Below are 21112 nucleotides of genomic sequence, written 5' to 3' on the forward strand. Positions count from 1 at the left end.
GCGTCAATCGAACTTATAATGGACGCGCGGTTTGCGCCCGCCGAGGGGGCTCCCGGCAGACCGCGACAATCAAAATTAGAGGAGGTGCGCGTGTCCTTCACGCTGCATGGAATTCCCGTCTCGCGCGGCATCGCCATTGGGCGCGCGTACCTGATCGCGCCGGCAGCGCTCGACGTAGATCATTATCTGATCGAACCCGATCAGATCGACGCCGAAATCGCTCGTTTTCACGCGGCGCAGGCGGGCGTGCTCGCCGAGCTCGAAGCACTGCGCGACGATCTTTCCGCCGACGCGCCCAGCGAAATGAGCGCGTTCATCAACGTTCATACGATGATCCTGAACGACGCCATGCTCGTGCAGGAAACCATCGATCTCATCCGCACCCGCCGCTACAACGTCGAGTGGGCGCTTACCGAGCAACTGGAAATTCTCGGCGGCTATTTCGACGAAATCGAGGATGAATACCTGCGCGAACGCAAGGCCGACGTCGAGCAGGTGGTCGAGCGTCTCTTGAAGGCGCTCGCCGGCGCGCCGACGGCCGCGTCGCTCGTCGTGCATACGGCCGCGAGCAACGGTCACAACGAGATGATCGTCGTCGCGCACGATATCGCGCCGGCGGACATGCTTCAGTTCAAGACGCAGGCGTTCAAGGGCTTCGTGACCGATCTCGGCGGCCGCACGTCGCACACGGCGATCGTCGCGCGCAGTCTCGGCATTCCGGCGTCCGTCGGCGTGCAGCAGGCGAGCGTGCTGATTCGCCAGAACGATCTCATCATCGTCGATGGAGATCACGGCATCGTCATCGTCGATCCGGCGCCGATCGTCCTCGAAGAGTATTCGTACCGGCAGAGCGAGAAGGTGCTGGAGCAGCGCAAGCTGCAACGCCTCAAGTTCTCGCCGACGCAAACGCTCTGTGGCACCAAGATCGAGCTGTGCGCGAACATCGAACTGCCGGACGACGCCCAAGTCGCGGTCGAGGCGGGCGCGATGGGCGTGGGCCTGTTCCGCACGGAATTCCTCTTCATGAATCACAAGGATCAGTTGCCGGAGGAAGAGGAGCAGTTCGAGGCGTACAAGCGCGCGGTCGAACTGATGAACGGCAAGCCGGTGACGATCCGCACGATCGACGTCGGCGCCGACAAGCCGCTCGATTCGATGAGCGGCGGCGACGGCTACGAGACCGCGCCCAATCCCGCGCTCGGCCTGCGCGCGATCCGCTGGAGCCTGTCCGAGCCGCAGATGTTCATTACGCAGTTACGGGCGATCCTGCGCGCGTCGGCGTTCGGCCCGACGAAGATCCTGATTCCGATGCTCGCGCACGCACAGGAGATCGACCAGACGCTCGATCTGATCCGCGAGGCGAAGCGTCAGCTGGACGAGGAAGGCATCGCGTATGACCGGCAGATTCAGGTCGGCGCGATGATCGAGATTCCCGCTGCGGCCATTGCGGTGAGGCTGTTCTTGAGCCGGCTCGATTTTCTGTCGATCGGCACGAACGACCTGATCCAGTACACGCTCGCGATCGATCGCGCGGACAACTCCGTCGCGCATCTCTACGACCCGCTGCATCCGGCGGTGCTGAACCTGATCGCATTCACGCTGCGCGAGGCGAAGCGCGCGGGCGTGCCGGTGTCGGTGTGCGGGGAAATGGCGGGAGACCCCTCCGTCACGCGTCTGCTGCTCGGGCTTGGACTCACCGAATTCTCGATGCACCCGAGCCAGTTGCTCGTCGTGAAGCAGGAAATCTTGCGCTCGAATCTGAAGGCGTTCGACAAACCGGTCGCGGACGTGCTCGCGGCTTACGAGCCTGCGGAGCTGCAGGCCGCGCTCGCGCAGCTCCAGAAGGTCTAGGCCAGACCGTGATCGGCGATCAGTCGTTCCACCTGAGCGATGACCTGCTCGGGTGAGATCGCCGAACTGCATTGAAAGCGCCCGGGTTTGTCGCGGCGGCGCGGACACCACTGAAAGTCTCTGTCATCGAAGTCGCAAGTCGTGTCGTTGAAGCAACTGTTGCATGCGTGGAAATTGATCACGCGATACGGCGTGCGGAACTCGGTATGCGGATGGGTGAAGCCGCTGATCATCACCACGGGCGTGCCCGCCGCCCACGCGAGCCAGGACAGTCCGCTGCTGAGTCCCACAAAAAAATCCGCGTGCCTGAGCAGGGCCGCCCGCTCTTCGAGCGGACGATCGCCGGTGAAGTCCTCGCAGCCTTCCGGCATCGCGTTGAGGGCGCCATCGGCGCCGTATTCGCGATGCCGATCGATGCAAAGGACACGGTATCCCCGCGATTTCAGATGGTCGATCAGTGCCGGCCAGCCACGCGGGTTGTTCCAGTACTTGCACTGCGCCGTCGATTGCGTCGCGATGCACACGTAGCGCTGAGCGAGAGGCCGCGCCGAATCCGCAACCACGATGTTCGGCCGTCGCTCTTTGCATGGCACGCCAAGCAGATACGCGGCCGCATCCTGCAGGCTGCTCATCCGCGGATCGGTTGGCTGGTGATCGCGATCGGTGTACGGCGAGAAGAAGCCGAGAAGGTACGTGGCGTAGAACGGTTCATCGAGCGAATCGGCGGATTCGGGCGACACGAAGCGCATCTCCGGGTAGCCCTTCACGAATAGCGCTTGCAGATGCGCGGGCAGCGCGACGTGAACTTCGCACTGCTCCTGCAGCCGGAAGGCTTCCACGGCAGGCATCCACGCGAGCGTGTCGCCGAGCGCCGTGCCGGACGGACGAATCAGGACGTGACGGCCGCGCGCGTCGTACGCGTGACGAAAAACGAGGCGCTCGCCGTCGAACACCTGCAGTTCGAAGCGCACGAAATATTTACGCCTGCTCGTGACGATCGAATCGGCTTCGACGGCCTCGTCGAAAACCAGGCTGAACGTGTCCAGGTCGACCATGCGGACTCGCCAGCCGTCGACCGGCACCCGCACGCGGCACCCGTAATTGAAATCATAGAGAATGCCTTCCGGTCCGACGAATTTCGGAAGCGATGGCCGGACGAACGCGCTTTGTGTAAGGCCGCGCTGCGTGCTTGCCGATGAAGTGACGATGCTCAAGTGACGATCCGGTCTTTGACGGCGCACCCGCTGCCGGGCGGCCGATTGAAGGATCGGACAGCTTAAGTGGATCGACCCGAACGCCGCCTAGGACGTGACCCAATTAGCGCGCCGCTTCACGAATCGCCGCGTTTGCGCAGACCGGGCAATCCGGCTGTCGCGCGATCTTCATCGTGTTCCATTCCATGCGCAGCGAGTCGAGCATCATCAGCCGGCCCGCAAGCGTCTCGCCGAAGCCGCCGATCGCGCGCAGCGCCTCGGCCGCCTGCATCGCACCGATGATGCCGACCGTCGGCGCGAACACGCCCATCGTCGAGCACGCGACTTCCTCGAACGGCTGATCCGGCGGAAACACGCACGCGTAGCAGGGCGAGTCCGGCGAGCGGAAATCGAAGGTGCTGATCTGCCCGTCGAAACGCAACGCCGCGCCCGACACGAGCGGCACGCGATGCGCAACGCAAGCCGCGTTGATCGCGTGGCGCGTTGCGAAGTTGTCGCTGCAATCGAGCACGACCGAGCTGCCGGGCACGTTGGCATCGAGCCATGCGGCGTCCGCGCGCGTGCTCACCGCGATGACTTCGACACCGGGATTCAATGCGTTCAATGTCTCGCGAGCCGATTCCACTTTCAGCGTGCCGACCGATCGCGTCATGTGCACGATCTGCCGCTGCAGATTCGTGAGATCGACGGTATCGGCATCGACCAGCGTGATCTTTCCGACACCCGCCGCCGCGAGATACATCGCCGCGGGCGCGCCGAGGCCGCCTGCGCCTATGATGATCGCGTGCGCGTCGAGAAAGCGCTCCTGCGCCTCGATGCCGATTTCATCGACGAGGATATGGCGGGAGTAGCGAAGGAGTTGATCGTCGTTCATCGCGGAAAGAATCGGCTTGCTCGAACGAAGCATTCTAAGCGCGCAAAAGAGAAAAGGCTTCGCAACGTCATGCTGCGAAGCCTTTTGCCGGACTACGGGAAACTTACTTCGATTGCTGCGCGGTCGGCGACGAGGCCGGCTGCGCGCCCGACGCCGGCGCGGAGCCCGGCATGGCCGGCAGCGCCGGAGGCGCCACGACCGGCGCCGATGCCGAACGCGGCGGCTTGTTCTGCGCGAGCTTGCGTTCGCTGTACGACTTCGACTCCACGACCTGCTTGCCTTCGAGCTTGTTCAGCCCTTGCTGGAGCATGAAGTCGTCCGAACTGCCGAACTCGACCGGCTTGCGCTCGCGATCCTTGCGGCGCTGCTCGGGCGTCTTCTTGTCGTTTTGCTCTTCGAGAATGCGCAGTTGCTCCAGGCGATCGGCCTCGCGCTGTTCCTGCTCCTTCTTCTCGTTCGGATCCTGCGTGTTGGCGAGGTGGTTCGAGTAGTCCACTTCGCGCGTGACGAGCGCGTCATCCGGATCGCCGTCCGCGTACTGATCGACCGGAACGTCCGGGCGCACGCCCTGGTTCTGAATCGACTTGCCGCTCGGCGTGTAGTAGTAGGCAGTCGTCAGGCGCAGCGCGGAGTCTGCGGTCATCGGGCGAACCGTCTGGACGGAGCCCTTGCCGAACGTCGTCTTGCCCACGATGAGCGCGCGGTGATGATCCTGCAGCGCGCCCGCGACGATTTCCGAAGCCGACGCCGAGTAGGCGTTGGTCAGCACGACCATCGGCACCTTCTTGAAGATCTCCGGCACGCTCTTGAGCGGATCGGAATCGAAGGAGGGCAGGCGGTAGTTGTCGTAGGTGTCGCGGAAGGTCTGCTTCGCGTCCGCGATTTGTCCATTGGTCGACACGACCACGGCGTTGTCCGGCAGGAATGCGCCCGCGACGCCGACCGCGCTTTGCAACAGGCCGCCGCCGTTGTTGCGCAGGTCGAGCACGAGCCCCTTCAGATTCGGCTGCTGACGCGCCAGATCCTGCAGCTTCGCGGCGAGATCCGGCACCGTGCGCTCCTGGAAGCTCGTGATGCGGATATAGCCATAGCCCGGTTCCGGCACTTTCATCTTCACCGACTGCACGCGGATCACGGCGCGCGTCACGGTGAGCGGGAAGGTGCGGTCGTCGCTCTTGCGGAAGATCGTGAGCGTGACCTTCGTGCCCGGTTCGCCGCGCATCTGCTTCACGGCTTTATCCAGCGTCATGCCGCGCACCGGCTTGTCGTTGATGCGCGTGATGAGGTCGCCCGGACGAATGCCGGCGCGGAACGCGGGCGTGTCCTCGATCGGCGAGATCACCTTGATGAGCCCGTCTTCCGAAGAAATCTCGATGCCGAGGCCCGCGAAGCGGCCCTTGGTCTGCTCCTGCAGTTCTTCGTAATCGGTTTTGTCGAGATACGACGAGTGCGGGTCGAGGCTCGACACCATGCCCTTGATGGCGGCGGTGAGGAGCTTCTTATCGTCGACAGGTTCGACGTACTCGTGCTTGATTTGCCCGAAAACTTCGGCGAACAGCCGCAATTGTTCGAGCGGCAGCGGCGAGGAGGCGGATTGCTGTGCGGATGCGGAAATCTGCAATGTTGCGAGTGCGCCGGCAGCAACGCCTGCGGCGATCAGGCCGAAATTTTTCAGGTTCTTTCGCATAGGGGGTGCGGTCGGAATCGAATGAGCAGCAACGTAGGTGACGGGCCAGTATACCCGCTCGTCTTGATCGACGACTTAAACGCAACTTAAATGCCAGAGGCTTTGACGCCTCGCAGCGTAGGGTTGCGCACGTTTCAAAGCCAATATGTCGATGCCGCCGGCACGCCGTCAGCCGCGCGTCATATGCGGCGAGGGCGCTTTTTACGACGCCCTCGCATGCGAATCGCACCGCGCGACCAAGTCATCGCGCGGCCTGCGATACGGCCTCAGCCCGCCTTGCCCTGCTTGGCGACAGCGGCCTGCGCAGCCGCGATGGCTTCCGGATCGCCCAGATAGTAGTGCTTGATGGGCTTCAGGTTTTCGTCGAGCTCGTAGACGAGCGGCACGCCGTTCGGGATGTTCAGCCCGACGATGTCGTCATCGGAGATATTGTCCAGATACTTGACGAGCGCGCGGATCGAGTTGCCGTGCGCCGAAATGACGACCTGCTTGCCCGACTTGATGGCCGGCGCGATCGACTCGTTCCAGATGGGCAGCACGCGTGCGACCGTGTCCTTCAGACACTCGGTGAGCGGCAACTGCTCGCGCGGCACCTTGGCGTAGCGCGGATCGTTGTACGACGCGCGCTCGTCGCCCGGTTCAAGCGCGGGCGGCGGCGTGTCGTAGCTGCGGCGCCATACGAGCACCTGATCGTCGCCATACTTCTTGGCCGTCTCGGCTTTGTTCAGACCCGCGAGCGCGCCGTAGTGCCGCTCGTTCAGACGCCACGAATGCACGACCGGGATGTACATCTGGTCCATCTCGTCCTGCACGTGCCACAGCGTGCGGATCGCGCGCTTGAGCACCGAGGTATAGGCGATATCGAACGTGTAGCCAGCTTCCCTCAACAGCACGCCGGCCTGACGCGCCTCCCGGTTGCCCTGCTCGGTCAGGTCGACGTCGACCCAGCCGGTGAAGCGGTTTTCCTTGTTCCACGTCGATTCGCCGTGGCGGATGAGCACTAGCTTGTACATGATTTCGGTCGGTCAGTTGAAAAAGCGGGTGCGCCGATCGCACCCCGGCATCTTGCGCGTGCAGGCGGGGCGTCGCCATCGGCCGGACGGCGGAGGCCATCGCGGGAAACGGTTATTTTATAATGCTCCGATTGCCCCAATTCCCCTTTCTTCCTTTCCTACTAAATTCTGGCGGCCCTGACGTGACGTTTTTCACCAATTACACGAATATCGCACTCATTGTCATCGCGCTCGTTTCCGGCGCGCTGCTCCTCTGGCCCGCCATCTCGCGGCGCGGGCGAGGCGGCATTTCCGCTGCCGAAGCCACCACGCTCATCAACCGGCGCAATGCCGTGATCGTCGATCTGCGGCCGGCTGCCGAATTCGCGAAAGGGCATCTGCCGCAGGCACGAAACGTCGAATTGACGGAGCTTCAAGCAAAAATCGGCCAGATCGCAAAGAATAAGAGCAATCCGGTCGTGCTCGTTTGCCAAACCGGTCAAGAATCGCAGCGTGCGAGCCGCGCCGTGTCCGAAGCGGGTTACGCCGAGGTCCACGTTTTGCAAGGTGGAGTCGACGCCTGGCAAAAAGCCGGCATGCCGGTGGTGAAACAAGGAGCAGTCAAGTGAAGAAAGTGATGATGTACAGCACGGTCGTGTGCCCGTATTGCCAGATGGCCGAACGTCTTTTAAAGTCCCGCGGGGTCGAGACAATCGAGAAGATCCTGATCGACCGTGAACCGGGCCGGCGTGAGGAAATGATGACGCGCACCGGCCGGCGCACCGTGCCGCAGGTTTATATCGGCGAAACGCATGTCGGCGGATACGACGATCTGTCCGCGCTCGATCGCAAAGGCGGTCTCGTGCCGCTGCTCGAATCCGCCTGAAGGCACACTAGCGGCGCGTTCAATGAATAGACGCGCCGCATACCGAATTACCTAGGGAATTACTATGTCCGACGAGAACAATCAGCCGTTTTTCAATATCCAGCGCATCTATCTGAAGGACATGTCGCTCGAGCAGCCGAATTCGCCGGCCATCTTTCTCGAGCAGGAAATGCCGTCGGTCGAAGTCGAAGTCGACGTGAAGGCCGACCGGCTCGCCGCAAGTGTCTTCGAAGTGCTGGTCACGGGCACCGTGACGGCGAAGGTCGCGGGCAAGGTCGCGTTTCTGATCGAAGCGAAGCAGGCAGGCATCTTCGATATCCGCAACATTCCGGCCGAGCAGATCGATCCGCTCGTCGGCATCGCGTGCCCGACCATCCTGTTCCCCTACTTGCGCTCGAACATCGCCGATGCGATCACGCGCGCCGGTTTCCCGCCGATTCACCTCGCGGAAATCAACTTCCAGGCGCTGTACGAGCAACGCATCGCCCAGCTCGCGAACGCGCAGGAAGGCGCGGCCAACGGCGCGACGCATTAACCTTGACTCTGCCGAACCGGAGCCGGGCATGAAAGTAGCCGTTCTCGGCGCCGGCGCGTGGGGCACCGCACTTGCGGGCCACCTTGCGACCCGGCACGACACGAAGCTCTGGGCGCGCGACGCCGCGCTCATCGAATCCCTCTCCCGCACGCACGAAAACACGCGCTATCTCGAAGGCGTCGCGTTGCCGCACACGCTCGCATTCGAGGCGGATTTCACGGCGGCGCTCACACACGCATCGGCCGACGAAGCGTTGTGTGTCGTCGCGACGCCTGTCGCCGGCTTGCGTGCACTGTGCCGCGCGATGCGGCAGGCCGGCGTCGTGCCGGCGCATATCGTCTGGCTTTGCAAAGGCTTCGAGGCGGATACGCAATGTCTCCCCAACGAAGTCGTCGCCGCCGAACTGCCGGCGCATCGCAGCAACGGCACGCTCTCCGGCCCGAGCTTCGCGCGCGAAGTGGGGCAGGGCTTGCCGGTCGCGCTGACGGTCGCGAGCACGTCCGCGCAACTGGGCGCGCGCACGGTCGCGGCGTTCCACCACGGCGCGATGCGCATATATACCGGCGATGACGTCATCGGCGTCGAAGTGGGCGGTGCCGTCAAGAACGTGCTGGCGATCGCCACGGGCATTTCGGACGGCCTCGGCCTCGGTCTGAACGCGCGCGCGGCGCTGATTACGCGCGGGCTCGCGGAGATGTCGCGGCTGGGCGTCGCGCTCGGCGGCCGCGCGGAGACCTTCAACGGTTTGACCGGCCTGGGCGATCTCATTCTCACCGCGACGGGCGATCTGTCGCGCAATCGGACGGTCGGCAAGCAACTCGCGAGCGGACGTACGCTCGACGAAATCCTCGCGGCGCTCGGCCACGTCGCGGAAGGCGTGCGATGCGCGCGCGCGGTGCTTGGACTCGCGCAATCGCGTGGCATCGAGATGCCGATCACACAGGCGGTATGCCGCGTGCTCTTCGAAAACGTGGCTCCGCGCGATGCGGTGCAGGCGTTGCTGAGCCGGGACGCGAAGGCCGAATAGCATCGCGTTCATCCGCAAGGAGGGGTGCGATGGTCAAACTGGAAGCGCAAGTCGTTGACATCACCACGCTCGACGTCGACGCTATCGTCAATGCGGCGAACAAATCGCTGCTCGGCGGTGGTGGCGTCGACGGCGCGATTCATCGAAAGGCGGGCAAGGGTTTGCTGCGCGAATGTGAGACGCTCGGCGGCTGTGAAACCGGCGATGCGAAAATCACCGGCGGCCACGATCTTCCCGCGAAGCACGTCATTCACGCGGTCGGTCCGCGCTGGAGCGGCGGCCACCGGAAAGAGCCTGAGCTGCTCGCAAACTGCTACCGCCGCTCGCTCGAACTCGCTCAGGAAGCCGGCTGCGAGTCGCTCGCGTTTCCCGCGATCAGTTGCGGCATCTACCGCTTTCCACCGGACCAGGCCGTGCGGATCGCGGTGCGGACCGTCATCGACACCTTGCCCTCCATGCCTGCTGTGCGACACGTCGTCTTTGCGTGTTTTCAGGACGACATGCTCGCGCTCTATCAGGCCGAGCTCGATGCTCAGGCGCCGCCTTCGAAGCCCGCCTGACGCCACGCCTCGAACGTCACGATCGCCACCGTATTCGACAGATTCAGGCTGCGATTGCCGGGCCGCATCGGCAGGCGCACGCGCTGTTCCGTCGGAAAGCGCTCCAGCAATGCGGGCGCGAGGCCGCGCGTCTCGGCCCCGAACACGAACCAGTCGCCTGTCTTGAACGCGTGATCGAAGAACGGCGTCGAGCCGCGCGTGGTAAACGCGAACATGCGCGTGGCATCGGGTGCTTCTCTGGCAATGAAGGCATCCCAATTCGCATGCACGTTCATTTCGGCGTACTCGTGATAGTCGAGGCCGGCGCGGCGCATCTTCGCATCGTCGAGCGGGAAGCCGAGCGGCTCGATCAGATGCAGGCGCGCGCCCGTGTTCGCGCAGAGGCGGATCACGTTGCCGGTGTTCGGCGGAATTTCGGGTTCGACGAGTACGACGTTGAACATGGATTGCTGTGAATGAAGGTGGTTAATCTTTCGGCGTACGGAGCGCCACGAAATTGGTCACGCGGCGCGCACCGGCATGCTTGAGCGTGCGGGCGAGGGCGTCGAGCGTCGCGCCGGATGTCATCACATCATCGACCACGCCCACGTGCCTCCCGCGCACATCGCCCGAAACGGCGAACGCGCTCGCGACATTGCGGCGGCGCGTTTCCTGATCCAGCCGCGATTGTGCCGATGTGTGCCGCACACGCGTCACGACAGACGCGTCGCTTCGCACGTTCATCATGCGCGCAAGCGGACGCGCCATCGCCCACGCCTGGTTATAGCCGCGTGCGACGAGCCGGGCATGGGACAGCGGCACGGGCACGATCAGGTCCGGCGCGGGCAGATCGCTGTCCTCGAAGACAGCAAGCAAATGCCGCGCAATTGTTTCGCCCGCTGCAAGCCGCGCACGAAACTTCAATTCGACGACGAGCGTATCGAGCGGCGCGCGATAGTCTGCGAGCGCGAGCGTGTCGTTGAACGCGGGCGGCGATTCGAGGCACGCGGCGCAGTGCGCACGCGTGTCGTCGCGTTCCCGTCGGAGTAAAGACGCGGACAGCGGCAGCGCGCATGTCGCGCAGCGCAGACGCGGCTCGTTCCAGTACTGCGCGTCGCAACCGTCGCAGAGCAGTCTTTGCGACAAATTGCCGCACAACGCGCACCGGCTCGGCAGCGCGTAGGCGGCGAACCGTTTCGCGGCCGACGCGAATTCGCGAAGGCGCGCTGCCATGGGCGTTTGAATTGGAGGACGGTTGCTGTCGGCTTTCATGACGGCGAGATCGGGAAAATCACGGCTCGAAGCGCTAAACACGCCCATTCGTTGCGCCTCAGGAAGCGTTTATGCCTCGTATCAGCACTTCGCACGGGTTGTTTTCGAGACGACCGAGTATACTTCGCACTCTCCGCAAAAAGATCGACATGTCCCCGACATCCCCTGAAACCGGCCGTTCGGCCTATGATCCGCGCCGCTTGCGCGCGATCTTCGACGATCGCGCCGCCGCCTTCGACGAGGTCGCGTTTTTGCCGCGCGAAATCGCGCAGCGCATGCGCGAGCGTCTCGAATACATCAAGGTCGCGCCGGTGCGCGTCCTCGATGCGGCGTGCGGCGTCGGGGCGGACCTGGGCGGTCTGCGGGAAAGGTTTGCAGAGGCGTCGGTGACCGGCATCGATATGTCGTCCGCGATGCTCGCGCGCGCCCGTGCCGCCGAAGCGGCGGACGCCGACAATGGCGCGGGCTGGCGTCGCTTTCTTCCGTCGACCCTCGCGAAGGCGTTCGGCGCACGCGGCCCGCAACTCGCACAGGCCGATTTCTCCGAGCTGCCGTTCGCACCAAGTGCGTTCGAGTTGCTGTGGTCGAACCTCGCATTGCATTGGCATCCGCGTCCGGACGTCGTTTTTCCCGAATGGCAGCGCGTGCTCAAGGTGAACGGCCTGCTGATGTTCAGCACGTTCGGCCCGGATACGTTGCGCGAGCTCAGAGCCGCGTATCGGGAAGCAGAGCGCACGCTCGGGCTCGATCCCCAACCGCACACGATCGATTTCGTCGACATGCACGATCTTGGCGACATGCTCGTGGAAAGCGGCTTCGAAATCCCGGTGATGGATCAGGAAGTCCTGACCATCACATACAAGTCTCCCGAATCGCTGTTCGCCGACGTGACGCGCTGGGGCGCGTATCCGTTCGAGCGCGCGTTCGGCGCAGGGCGCGCGGATCCGAAAAACGTGCGCAGCGCGGTGCATCAGGCGCTCGACGCCCTTCGTCGCGACGACGGCACGATCCCGCTGACCTTCGAAGTGATCTACGGCCACGCCTGGAAAGCGGTGCCGCGCACGACGGCCGAAGGACACGGCATCGTGCGTCTGGAAGATATCGGCCGAGGCTCGAAACCGAAACGCTGAATCGGTAAATAGGGCGTTCGTTATGTCTGAAATTTGCGCGAAAAATGCGCGCAAAAAGGTGCGTCAAAAGGGCGCAGAGGCTTGTGGCGCTTGGCTCTGCGACGTTACGACCCTTGCTTGTGGATGCCACTTAACACGCCTATAATGCGTCAGTTTGTCGCCTGGGTTGACACAAATTTGGGCGAAATCCGAGCGAAAGTATGTGATTACGTGCGGATTGATGGAGGCAGCGATGCAAGCCAGCCAGACGCTGACGGAGTCCGAGCCGGTCATCAAAGACTGGCTGATGAAGCGAAACTGCTCGGTGTCGCCGCGTCAGTTCGTGGGCTTCTATTTGTCGCTTGCGTTGTTTTCGCTGGCAATCGCAACGCCGCTGTTCCTGAATGGCGCCTGGCTGGTGCTGCCGTTCACCGGGGTCGAGTTGGCGGTCGTGGGCATCGCGTTCGTGATTTACGCGCGCCATGCCGTCGACTACGAACGAATCCGGCTGTATCAAAACCGGTTGTTGATCGAGCAGATGAACGCCGAAGTGCTGACGCAGTTCGAGTTCAACCCGCGCTGGGTGCGGGTGGAAGCGGGCGCGACGCCGAGAGAACCGCTCACGATCGTATCGCGCGGTCAATCGGTGAAAATCGGACAACACCTTGCACAGCATCGTCGCAAACAATTTGCTGCCGAGTTGCAGGCGTCGCTGAGACGCCTTTGAGAGGAGCCGGCAGGCGCATGATGCAACGGGGGTCGAGGGTTTGAATGGAAAATTTGGGTAAGGATGCTATGAAAACAATCAAGCGAGCCCTCTCGGGCGTGCTGGCGGCAGGCGCACTGCTCACCGCCGGCGCGGCCCTGGCGGTCGAAAACAGTCCAGGCGGTCCCGCTGTCAACGAGATCAACTTCCAGCAGCCTGTGACAAAGATCGCCGAGGAGCTCTACGGCCTCCATATCTTCATGCTCATCATCTGTACCGTCATTTTCATTGGCGTGTTCGGGGTGATGTTCTATTCGCTCTTCAAGCATCGCAAGTCGAAAGGCTTCAAGCCGGCCAACTTCCACGAAAGCACTACGGTCGAAATCATCTGGACGATCGTGCCGTTCATCATCGTCATTCTGATGGCGCTGCCGGCAACGAAGGCCGTCGTCGCGATGAAGGACACCTCCAACGCCGACCTCACGGTGAAGGTCACCGGCTACCAGTGGAAGTGGGGCTACGACTACGTGAAGGGTCCGGGCGAGGGCATCAGTTTCCTCTCGACGCTCTCCACGCCGCGCAGCGAAGTGAACGGCCAGAAGCCGATTTCGACGCTGTATCTGCAGGAAGTCGACAACCCGCTCGTGGTGCCGGTCGACAAGAAGATCCGCATCATCACCACGGCGAACGATGTCGTGCACTCGTGGTACATCCCGGCGTTCGGTGTGAAGCAGGATGCGATTCCGGGCTTCGTGCGCGATACCTGGTTCAAGGCCGAGAAGGTGGGCACCTATCGCGGCTTCTGTACGGAACTGTGCGGCAAGGAGCACGCGTACATGCCGGTGGTGGTCGAAGTGCTGTCGGCTGACGACTACGCGAAGTGGGTCGACGCGCAAAAGAAGAAGATGGCCGCCGGCGCCGACGATCCCCTCAAGACCTACACGATGGAAGAGCTGAAGGCGCGCGGCCAGCAGGTCTACACGTCGAACTGCGCGGTCTGCCACCAGCCGACCGGCAAGGGTGCGGGCCAGTTCCCGGCGCTCGACGGCTCCAAGATCGCGAACGGCTCGATCGCCGACCATCTGAATATCGTGTTGCACGGCAAGGGTGCGATGCCGCCGTGGCAAGGCGTGCTGAACGACGTCGAGATTGCATCGGTCGTCACGTTCGAGCGCAACAACTGGGGCAACCACACGGGCGACCTCCTCCAGCCGAAGCAGGTGATCGACGCCAAAGCGGGCAAGATGCCGGCAGGCGGCGGCACTGCGGCGGCGGCATCGGCGCCTGAAGCTGCGAGCGCCGCGCCCGCGGCAGCCGAAGCAAGCGCGCCTGCGGCATCGGGCGCCGAAGCGTCGCAAGCCGCCGGGCTGCCCGCGAGCATCTACTTCGAGACGGGCAAGGACACGCTGCCCGCCGACGCGAAAAGCGCGGTGGAGGCCGCCGCGGCCTACGCAAAGGCGCATCCGGACGCGAAGATTGCGCTGTCCGGCTTCACCGATGCGACCGGCGGCGCCGATCTGAACGCCGATCTCGCGAAGCGCCGCGCGCAAGCCGTGCGCGACGCGTTGAAGGCCGCGGGCGTGTCGGAAGACCGTATCGTGCTGAAGAAACCGGAAACCATCACGGGCGGCGCCGATAACAAGGAAGCCCGCCGCGTGGAAATCAGTCCGGCTGCTTGACGTGCCGAGCGTGTCGCTTTCCTTCGCCCGACAGCAACGAAAAGCCACGCGTCATTGCCAAGTGCCCCGAGTATTCGCTTTAGGAGATGATTGTCATGTCTAGCATCGGACACGATGTAGGCGCAGGTCACGACCACGCGCACGACCATGCGCACGAGACGCCGCATGGCTGGCGCCGGTGGCTCTTCGCCACCAACCACAAGGACATCGGTACGCTGTACCTGTTGTTCTCTTTCATCATGTTCCTCTCGGGGGGCGTGATGGCGCTCGGCATCCGTGCCGAGCTGTTCGAGCCGGGCCTGCAGATCATGCGTCCCGAGTTCTTCAATCAGCTGACCACCATGCACGGCCTCATCATGGTGTTCGGCGCGATCATGCCGGCGTTCGTCGGTTTCGCGAACTGGATGGTGCCGCTGCAGATCGGCGCATCGGATATGGCGTTCGCGCGGATGAACAACTTCAGCTTCTGGCTGCTGCCGGCCGCTGCGGTGCTGCTCGTCGGCTCGTTCTTCGTGCCGGGCGGCGCAACCGCCGCGGGCTGGACGCTCTACGCGCCGCTCTCCACGCAGATGGGCCCGGGCATGGACTTCGCGATTTTCGCGGTCCACATCATGGGTGCGTCGTCGATCATGGGCGGGATCAACATCGTCGTGACGATCCTGAACATGCGCGCGCCCGGCATGACGCTCATGAAGATGCCGATGTTCGCGTGGACGTGGCTCATCACCGCGTACCTGCTGATCGCCGTGATGCCGGTTCTCGCCGGGGCGATCACGATGGTGCTCTTCGACCGTCACTTCGGCACGTCGTTCTTCAACGCGGCGGGCGGCGGCGATCCGGTCATGTACCAGCACATCTTCTGGTTCTTCGGTCACCCCGAGGTGTACATCATGATCTTGCCGGCGTTCGGGATCGTGTCGCAGGTGATCCCGGCGTTCTCGCGCAAGCCGCTGTTCGGCTATAGCTCGATGGTGTACGCGACCGCGTCGATCGCGATTCTGTCGTTCATGGTGTGGGCGCACCACATGTTCGCGACCGGCATGCCGGTGACGGGCCAGTTGTTCTTCATGTACGCGACGATGCTGATCGCGGTCCCGACGGGCGTGAAGGTGTTCAACTGGGTGGCGACGATGTGGCGCGGTGCGCTCTCCTTCGAGACCCCGATGCTCTTCGCGATCGGCTTCCTGTTCGTGTTCACGATGGGCGGCTTCACGGGCCTGATCCTGTCGATGGCGCCGCTCGACATCCAGATGCACGGCACGTATTACGTGGTGGCGCACTTCCACTACGTGCTCGTGGCGGGTTCGCTCTTCGCGCTGTTCGCGGGCTGGTACTACTGGGCGCCGAAGTGGACCGGCTGGATGTACAACGAAATGCGCGGAAAGATCCACTTCTGGGCGTCGATGATCTTCTTCAACATCACGTTCTTCCCGATGCACTTCCTGGGTCTCGCCGGCATGCCGCGCCGCTATGCGGACTATCCGGCGCAGTTCACGGACTTCAACCAGGTCGCGACGATCGGCGCATTCGGCTTCGGCCTCGCGCAGGTGTACTTCCTGTTCGCGGTCGCGCTGCCTACTTATCGTGGCGGCGGTGAACTCGAGAAGGCGGGCGACAAGCCGTGGGATGGCGCGGAAGGCCTCGAATGGACCGTGCCGAGCCCGGCGCCGTTCCATACGTTCGAGCATCCGCCGACGGTCGAATAAGTAGTCAGTCTGGTTCGCGGGGCTTCGTTGAACGTGCCCCGCGAACGAAAAAGTCAGGAAAGCATGGCCCCGAATCCACAAAAAAGACGCACGCCCGAGGAAATTCGCGCGGGCAACAAGCGGCTCGGAATCATCATGGTGTTGGTTGCCGCCGTCTTCTTTCTGGGTATCGTCGTCAGGCAATATCTGTTGTCGCGAGGGTAGGAAAGCAACGTGTCCACTCAGCAGGAAAATTCGCATGTCGACCGGTCCTTCAACCGGTCGATGCTGGTTAAGCTCTTCGTCGTGGCGGCGCTGATGTTCGGCTTTGGCTTCGCGCTCGTGCCGATGTACAGGGCGATCTGCCAGATCACGGGCATCAACAATCTCGTGCAGCGCGATGTCGGTGCGCGTGAGGCGAAGAATACGCAGGTCGACATGACCCGCACGATCTCGATCGAGTTCGACGCGAATGCGCGCGGGCCGCTGAGGTTCAAGCCCGAGCAGAACACGCTGGATATTCACCCGGGCGAAGTGATGACGGTGATGTACGACGTGACCAACGAGCAGAATCGCACGGTGAACGCGCAGGCGATCCCGAGCTATGCGCCGAAGCAGGCCACCGAGTACTTCAAGAAGATCGAATGCTTTTGTTTTACGCAGCAGACGCTCGCGCCGAACGAGACCAAGCGCATGCCGGTCGTGTTCGTCGTCGATCCGAAGCTGCCGAAGGATGTGAAGACGATCACGCTGTCGTACACGTTTTTCGAGTTGAACGCGCCGAAGTCGGTCGCGAAAGGTTCATGACGCCATGCGCGCGGACACCCCGAACAAGGGCGGTTTCCTCAAACTCGTGAAGGCGGTGTTCTGGTCGTTCTTCGGGGTGCGCCGCCGGGCCGACCTGGAACGCGATGCCGCGCAGTTGAACCCGCTGCATCTGATTGCGGCGGGCGTCATCGGAGCGGTGCTGTTCATCGTCGTGTTGCTGCTCGTCGTGCGCGCGGTAGTGGGATAGACGGAAAAGGCAGGGCATGGCCGACGCACGTGCAGTCGGGCAACCGGCGGCAAAAGAAAATTCAAGCAACTGGATCGAAGTGGAGAATCAACAATGAGCGGTCAAAACGAGAGCCCGTACTATTTCGTGCCGCATCCGTCGCGGCATCCGGTGATGGCTGCAACTGGCTTGCTGATCATGCTGGCCTCGCTGGCGTCGTGGGTGAACGGTCATAGCTTCGGGCCGGCCGGCACGTTCATCGGCCTGCTGTTCGTGTTGTTCGTGCTGTGGCACTGGTTCGGCGACGCGATCTCCGAATCCGAAGGCGGCATGTACGGCAAGCGCGTCGATGTGTCGTACCGCTGGAGCATGAGCTGGTTCATCTTCTCCGAAGTCATGTTCTTCGCGGCGTTCTTCGGCGCGCTCTTCTATGCCCGCGCAATCGCGATGCATGAGCTCGGCAGCCTCGACTACAAGCTCATTTGGCCTGACTTCACCGCCGTGTGGCCGAACAACGGCCCTGCCGCGCTCGTGCCGCATTTCCGCGCGATGGTGCCGTGGCCCCTGCCGACCATCAACACGGCGCTGCTGCTGTCCTCCGGCGCAACGCTGACGGTGGCGCACCACGCGCTGCGTGAAGATCATCGCAAGAAGGCGATCATCTGGCTGGGTGCGACCGTGCTGCTCGGTCTGATCTTCCTGTTCTGCCAGGGCTACGAGTATTTTCACGCGTATAACGAACTCAACCTGACGCTCAACTCGGGCGTGTACGGCTCGACGTTCTTCCTGCTGACCGGCTTCCACGGCTTCCACGTGTTCCTGGGCGGTACGATGTTGGCCGTGGTGATGTTCCGTTTGATCCGCGGCCACTTCTCGGCGGAGCACCACTTCGCGTTCGAAGGCGCGGCGTGGTACTGGCACTTCGTCGACGTCGTGTGGCTGGGTCTGTACGTCGTCGTCTACTGGCTGTAATGAATATCGAAGCGGGCGCGCGCGGTGCGCCGTCCGCGATGCAAGGCCGGCGGCGACGCCGGTCCGAGAGCAAAGAAGCAGTGACCAACACGCCGCCCTCGACGTCTCAAGGGGCGGCGTTGTCGTTTCGAGGACGTCGAAAGGTGCCGCGGCGCGACAATACGTCTCGTAGGGCCGTACCCGGGCGGTGGGTTATCGTCCGATGGGAATGCCCGACGACTGAATCCAGCCCATCCAGTGCGCGAACAGGATGAAGAGGAAGAGCGAGATGGACAGCCCCACGCGTGCCGCGAGCGACCAGACCATCCGCTTCGTCCTGCCCCGGTCGGTCATCATGAAGTAGAGCGCCGAACCCAGGCTGCCGATGATAAGGATGAATGCAATAGCAACGATGATGTGCATGAAACCAGCCAGCGTTTTTGCTCAGGAACCACAGCGAGCAGTATGAATTTGGATCATCTCATTATCTCACTCGACAGATCGCGCCGTGCGGCGCCCGACCGGATCCCGGCAGTAAGGCTGGCGGCATGAAGATCCGGTTCTGGCCCGCGCTGCTGATTCTGATCGTCGTTGCGGTGACCGTGCGGCTCGGCTTCTGGCAACGCGATCGCGCGCATCAGAAAGAAGCGCTCAACGCACAGATCGTCGCGTTCGAGGACGCACCGGTGCGAGAAGTCGGCGTCGAGCCGATACCGCTCAAGTCGATCGAATTCCACCGCGTGGAGGCGCGCGGCGAGTTTCTGCCGGAACGCGTCGTGTATCTGGACAATCGTCCGTATAACGACCAGCCGGGCTTTTATGTCGTGATGCCGCTTAAACTCGAGGGCGGCGGCTATGTGCTCGTGAATCGCGGATGGCTGCCGCGCAACATGGCGGACCGCACGGGCATCGAGTCGTATGAAACGCCGAAGGGCGTCGTCGAGGTGCAAGGCATCGCGCGCGCGAATGCGTCGCAGGCGTTCGAGCTGGGCAGCGGCGGATCGGCCGCGCACAAGGAAATTCGGCAGAACCTCGATATCAGGTCGTATGCGGCCGAAACCGGGCTCGCCTTCCAGCCGTTCGTGATTCAGCAGACGAACGACACCGGCGACAAGCTCGTGCGCAACTGGCCCGCGCCGACGCTCGGCGTCGAGCGCAATTACGGATACATGCTCCAGTGGTGGGGCATGGCGGCCGCGGCTATCGGGTTTGGCCTGTATGCCGCGCGCCGCGCCGCGAAGAAGGGCGACGAGCCCGACGAGCGCGACGACGAAGCCGAGCACCACGCCTGACAATCGACCGAACAGAGACAAGTCTCCACCGATGCAATCACAACGCCCCACCGCCGCCGACGACAAGGCGCGCACGCCACAACGAACCGCCAGAAAAGGCTCCTGGATCAGCGGCCGCTGGATGCTCCTGCTGCTCGCGCTGGTGTGCGCCGCGCCGGTGATCGCGTCGTACCTGATGTACTACGTGTTCAAGCCGGCAGGCGGCACGTCGAGCTACGGTGCGCTGATCGACCCGCAGCGCCCGATCCCGGCGCAACTCGTCGTCATCGACGAGAAGGGGCAGAGCCTGCCGTTCAAGTCGCTCGAAGGCAAATGGCTGATGATCACGGTCAACGGCAGCGACTGCGACGAACAATGCGCGACGCGCCTCTATTTCATGCGCCAGGTGCGCGCGCTGCAATCGGGCGAGCGCGATCGCGTCGTGAACGTCTGGCTACGAACCGATGACAAACCAGTGTCCGACGTCATCAAGACCGCATACCCGCAGCCGGATACGCGCATGCTCGTCGCGGACGACAAGTCGATCGCGGCGTGGCTGCCCGTCGACGACGGCACGAAACTCACGGATCACATTTTTCTCGTCGATCCGAATGGCAATCTGATGATGCGCTTTCCGAAGAACCCCGATCCGAAGAAGATCAACGCGGATCTGGCGAAGCTTCTGAAGTGGTCGCGCATCGGTTAAAACGCGGGCTGAAGGTAAGAGAGCATGTTTTTACTGCAACTGGGTCTGATCGGCATCTGCATCGCGCTGCTGCCGCTTTCGTATGTCTGGGTCAAGGCCGATGACAACAAGTTCAGGAAGCTCGTCTGGCTGACGACGTTCCTGACGCTCGATCTCATCATGTTCGGCGGCTTCACCCGCCTCACCGATTCCGGCCTCGGCTGCCCCGACTGGCCGGGCTGCTACGGCACGTCGTCGCCGTTCATCGCGCACGCGCAAATTTCTGCCGCGTATCAGGCAATGCCGACCGGCCCCGTCAGCATGGTGAAGGCGTGGATCGAGATGCTGCATCGTTACTTCGCGATGGCGATCGGCGTGCTGATCATCGCGCAGGTGATCATCGCGTGGACCGCGCGCATCAAGAAGCGTCCGCTGCATGTGTCGCCGTGGTGGCCGACCGGGATCCTGGCGCTCATCCTGCTGCAAGGTGCGTTCGGCGCGTGGACCGTCACGCTCAAGCTGCAACCGGTGATCGTCACGACGCACCTGCTGCTCGGCCTCGCGCTGCTCGGCGTGCTCGGCTGGCTCGCGGCGCGCATGACGCCGATTCCATCGCTCGATTCGGGCGCCGCGCGCTGGATGCCCGCCGCGGCATTCGGGCTGCTGCTGCTCGTCGCGCAGATCGCGCTCGGCGGCTGGGTCAGCACGAACTACGCGGTGCTGGCGTGCACGGACTTCCCGCTGTGCAATGGCCAATGGGTTCCCCCGATGAACTTCGAGCATGGCTTCCATCTGTGGCGCGCCCTCGGCATGACCGGCGACGGCGACGTGATCTCGCAGGACGCGCTCGTCGCAATTCACTGGACGCATCGCACGTTCGCGGTGGTCGTCGTACTGTATCTGCTCTGGCTTGCACTGAGACTGCGACGTTTCGAATCTCTGCGAAAGCCCGCAAACGGCGTATTGTTGATGATCGTCGTCCAGTTCCTGACGGGCATGTCAAACGTCGTGCTGCAATGGCCGTTGGCGGTCGCGGTCGCGCACAACGGCGGGGCCGCGATCCTGTTGCTGCTACTCGTTATGCTAAACTTTCGAATCTCTTCCAGCCGTCCCGGCCGCGCCGCAGTTCCCGCGCGCGACGTCGTTTCAGCGTGA

Annotated in this window: 24 protein-coding genes; 17 read left to right on the top strand and 7 right to left on the bottom strand. The window is 63.1% G+C overall.

Annotated features, from left to right (window positions below):
• Positions 1 to 90: 90 nt before the first annotated feature.
• A complete protein-coding gene (ptsP, locus tag NCS58_RS01955; protein WP_250476223.1) occupies positions 91 to 1851 on the top strand; it encodes a phosphoenolpyruvate--protein phosphotransferase in 1761 nt (586 codons plus the stop codon).
• On the opposite strand, the gene NCS58_RS01960 is transcribed toward ptsP, so the two are convergent.
• The 4 genes from NCS58_RS01960 to gpmA form a co-directional block, all read right to left on the bottom strand.
• A complete protein-coding gene (locus NCS58_RS01960) occupies positions 1848 to 3065 on the bottom strand; it encodes an autotransporter strand-loop-strand O-heptosyltransferase (RefSeq protein ID WP_250537738.1) in 1218 nt (405 codons plus the stop codon). The two genes, ptsP and NCS58_RS01960, sit on opposite strands and share 4 nt — an antisense overlap.
• A 103-nt stretch (positions 3066 to 3168) precedes the next feature.
• Positions 3169 to 3939 (bottom strand): molybdopterin-synthase adenylyltransferase MoeB, encoded by a 771-nt coding sequence (locus NCS58_RS01965; protein WP_061116947.1) that lies wholly within the window; start codon positions 3937 to 3939, stop codon positions 3169 to 3171.
• 103 nt (positions 3940 to 4042) lie between these two features.
• A complete protein-coding gene (locus tag NCS58_RS01970; RefSeq protein ID WP_250537739.1) occupies positions 4043 to 5626 on the bottom strand; it encodes a S41 family peptidase in 1584 nt (527 codons plus the stop codon).
• 266 nt (positions 5627 to 5892) lie between these two features.
• Complete coding sequence (gene gpmA, locus NCS58_RS01975; protein ID WP_250476226.1) at positions 5893 to 6639, bottom strand: 2,3-diphosphoglycerate-dependent phosphoglycerate mutase; 747 nt, start codon at positions 6637 to 6639, stop codon at positions 5893 to 5895.
• Positions 6640 to 6821: 182 nt separating this feature from the next.
• Between gpmA and NCS58_RS01980 the strand changes: the two genes are divergently transcribed.
• From NCS58_RS01980 to NCS58_RS02000, 5 genes are all read left to right on the top strand, one after another.
• On the top strand, positions 6822 to 7247 hold the full coding sequence (locus NCS58_RS01980; RefSeq protein ID WP_061116856.1) for a rhodanese-like domain-containing protein: 426 nt from the start codon (positions 6822 to 6824) through the stop codon (positions 7245 to 7247).
• Positions 7244 to 7504, top strand: a complete 261-nt coding sequence (gene grxC / locus NCS58_RS01985) for a glutaredoxin 3 (RefSeq protein WP_061116857.1) — start codon at positions 7244 to 7246, stop codon at positions 7502 to 7504. Before NCS58_RS01980 ends, grxC begins: the two co-directional genes overlap by 4 nt.
• A gap of 64 nt (positions 7505 to 7568) precedes the next feature.
• On the top strand, positions 7569 to 8039 hold the full coding sequence (gene secB / locus NCS58_RS01990) for a protein-export chaperone SecB (RefSeq protein ID WP_250537740.1): 471 nt from the start codon (positions 7569 to 7571) through the stop codon (positions 8037 to 8039).
• Positions 8040 to 8067: 28 nt separating this feature from the next.
• Positions 8068 to 9066, top strand: a complete 999-nt coding sequence (locus tag NCS58_RS01995) for an NAD(P)H-dependent glycerol-3-phosphate dehydrogenase (RefSeq protein WP_061116859.1) — start codon at positions 8068 to 8070, stop codon at positions 9064 to 9066.
• A 29-nt stretch (positions 9067 to 9095) separates the two neighbouring features.
• Positions 9096 to 9626: an O-acetyl-ADP-ribose deacetylase gene (locus NCS58_RS02000; RefSeq protein ID WP_250537741.1), complete on the top strand. Its 531-nt coding sequence runs from the start codon at positions 9096 to 9098 to the stop codon at positions 9624 to 9626.
• On the opposite strand, the gene trmL is transcribed toward NCS58_RS02000, so the two are convergent.
• Both trmL and NCS58_RS02010 read right to left on the bottom strand, forming a co-directional pair.
• Positions 9599 to 10069 (bottom strand): tRNA (uridine(34)/cytosine(34)/5-carboxymethylaminomethyluridine(34)-2'-O)-methyltransferase TrmL, encoded by a 471-nt coding sequence (gene trmL, locus NCS58_RS02005; protein WP_250537742.1) that lies wholly within the window; start codon positions 10067 to 10069, stop codon positions 9599 to 9601. The two genes, NCS58_RS02000 and trmL, sit on opposite strands and share 28 nt — an antisense overlap.
• 22 nt (positions 10070 to 10091) lie before the next feature.
• Complete coding sequence (locus NCS58_RS02010) at positions 10092 to 10850, bottom strand: phosphoribosyltransferase family protein (RefSeq protein WP_409241782.1); 759 nt, start codon at positions 10848 to 10850, stop codon at positions 10092 to 10094.
• Positions 10851 to 11026: 176 nt separating this feature from the next.
• Here NCS58_RS02010 and NCS58_RS02015 point away from each other — a divergent pair, with 176 nt between their 5' ends.
• The 8 genes from NCS58_RS02015 to NCS58_RS02050 all read left to right on the top strand — a co-directional run bounded on the left by NCS58_RS02015 (position 11027) and on the right by NCS58_RS02050 (position 18022).
• On the top strand, positions 11027 to 12007 hold the full coding sequence (locus NCS58_RS02015; RefSeq protein WP_061116862.1) for a methyltransferase domain-containing protein: 981 nt from the start codon (positions 11027 to 11029) through the stop codon (positions 12005 to 12007).
• A gap of 232 nt (positions 12008 to 12239) precedes the next feature.
• On the top strand, positions 12240 to 12713 hold the full coding sequence (locus NCS58_RS02020) for a DUF2244 domain-containing protein (protein WP_061116949.1): 474 nt from the start codon (positions 12240 to 12242) through the stop codon (positions 12711 to 12713).
• Between the two features lie 44 nt (positions 12714 to 12757).
• Positions 12758 to 14371: a cytochrome c oxidase subunit II gene (gene coxB / locus NCS58_RS02025; protein WP_250537744.1), complete on the top strand. Its 1614-nt coding sequence runs from the start codon at positions 12758 to 12760 to the stop codon at positions 14369 to 14371.
• Positions 14372 to 14466: 95 nt separating this feature from the next.
• On the top strand, positions 14467 to 16077 hold the full coding sequence (gene ctaD, locus NCS58_RS02030) for a cytochrome c oxidase subunit I (RefSeq protein ID WP_061116950.1): 1611 nt from the start codon (positions 14467 to 14469) through the stop codon (positions 16075 to 16077).
• Positions 16078 to 16140: 63 nt separating this feature from the next.
• A complete protein-coding gene (locus NCS58_RS02035) occupies positions 16141 to 16281 on the top strand; it encodes a cytochrome oxidase small assembly protein (RefSeq protein WP_008351762.1) in 141 nt (46 codons plus the stop codon).
• A 9-nt stretch (positions 16282 to 16290) separates the two neighbouring features.
• Positions 16291 to 16863 (top strand): cytochrome c oxidase assembly protein, encoded by a 573-nt coding sequence (locus NCS58_RS02040; protein WP_061116864.1) that lies wholly within the window; start codon positions 16291 to 16293, stop codon positions 16861 to 16863.
• Between the two features lie 4 nt (positions 16864 to 16867).
• Positions 16868 to 17071 carry a DUF2970 domain-containing protein gene (locus NCS58_RS02045; RefSeq protein WP_061116865.1) on the top strand — a complete coding sequence of 68 codons (204 nt, stop codon included), beginning with the start codon at positions 16868 to 16870 and terminating at the stop codon, positions 17069 to 17071.
• Positions 17072 to 17164: 93 nt separating this feature from the next.
• Positions 17165 to 18022, top strand: coding sequence for a cytochrome c oxidase subunit 3 (locus tag NCS58_RS02050; protein WP_250476230.1), 858 nt, complete (start codon positions 17165 to 17167; stop codon positions 18020 to 18022).
• Between the two features lie 192 nt (positions 18023 to 18214).
• Here NCS58_RS02050 and NCS58_RS02055 read toward each other — a convergent pair whose 3' ends face one another.
• The gene (locus NCS58_RS02055) at positions 18215 to 18424 is read right to left on the bottom strand and encodes a twin transmembrane helix small protein (RefSeq protein ID WP_061116867.1); all 210 of its coding nucleotides are present in this window, start codon (positions 18422 to 18424) and stop codon (positions 18215 to 18217) included.
• A 125-nt stretch (positions 18425 to 18549) separates the two neighbouring features.
• Between NCS58_RS02055 and NCS58_RS02060 the strand changes: the two genes are divergently transcribed.
• The 3 genes from NCS58_RS02060 to NCS58_RS02070 are packed head-to-tail and all read left to right on the top strand — an operon-like array spanning position 18550 to position 21112.
• The gene (locus tag NCS58_RS02060) at positions 18550 to 19293 is read left to right on the top strand and encodes an SURF1 family protein (RefSeq protein ID WP_061116868.1); all 744 of its coding nucleotides are present in this window, start codon (positions 18550 to 18552) and stop codon (positions 19291 to 19293) included.
• Between the two features lie 31 nt (positions 19294 to 19324).
• Positions 19325 to 19978 carry a cytochrome C oxidase subunit I gene (locus NCS58_RS02065; protein ID WP_250476232.1) on the top strand — a complete coding sequence of 218 codons (654 nt, stop codon included), beginning with the start codon at positions 19325 to 19327 and terminating at the stop codon, positions 19976 to 19978.
• A gap of 24 nt (positions 19979 to 20002) precedes the next feature.
• Entirely contained in the window at positions 20003 to 21112 is a 1110-nt protein-coding gene (locus NCS58_RS02070; RefSeq protein WP_061116870.1) for a heme A synthase, read from the top strand.

Source organism: Caballeronia sp. INML3B (genome assembly GCF_023631305.1).
GTDB classification, from domain to species: domain Bacteria; phylum Pseudomonadota; class Gammaproteobacteria; order Burkholderiales; family Burkholderiaceae; genus Caballeronia; species Caballeronia turbans.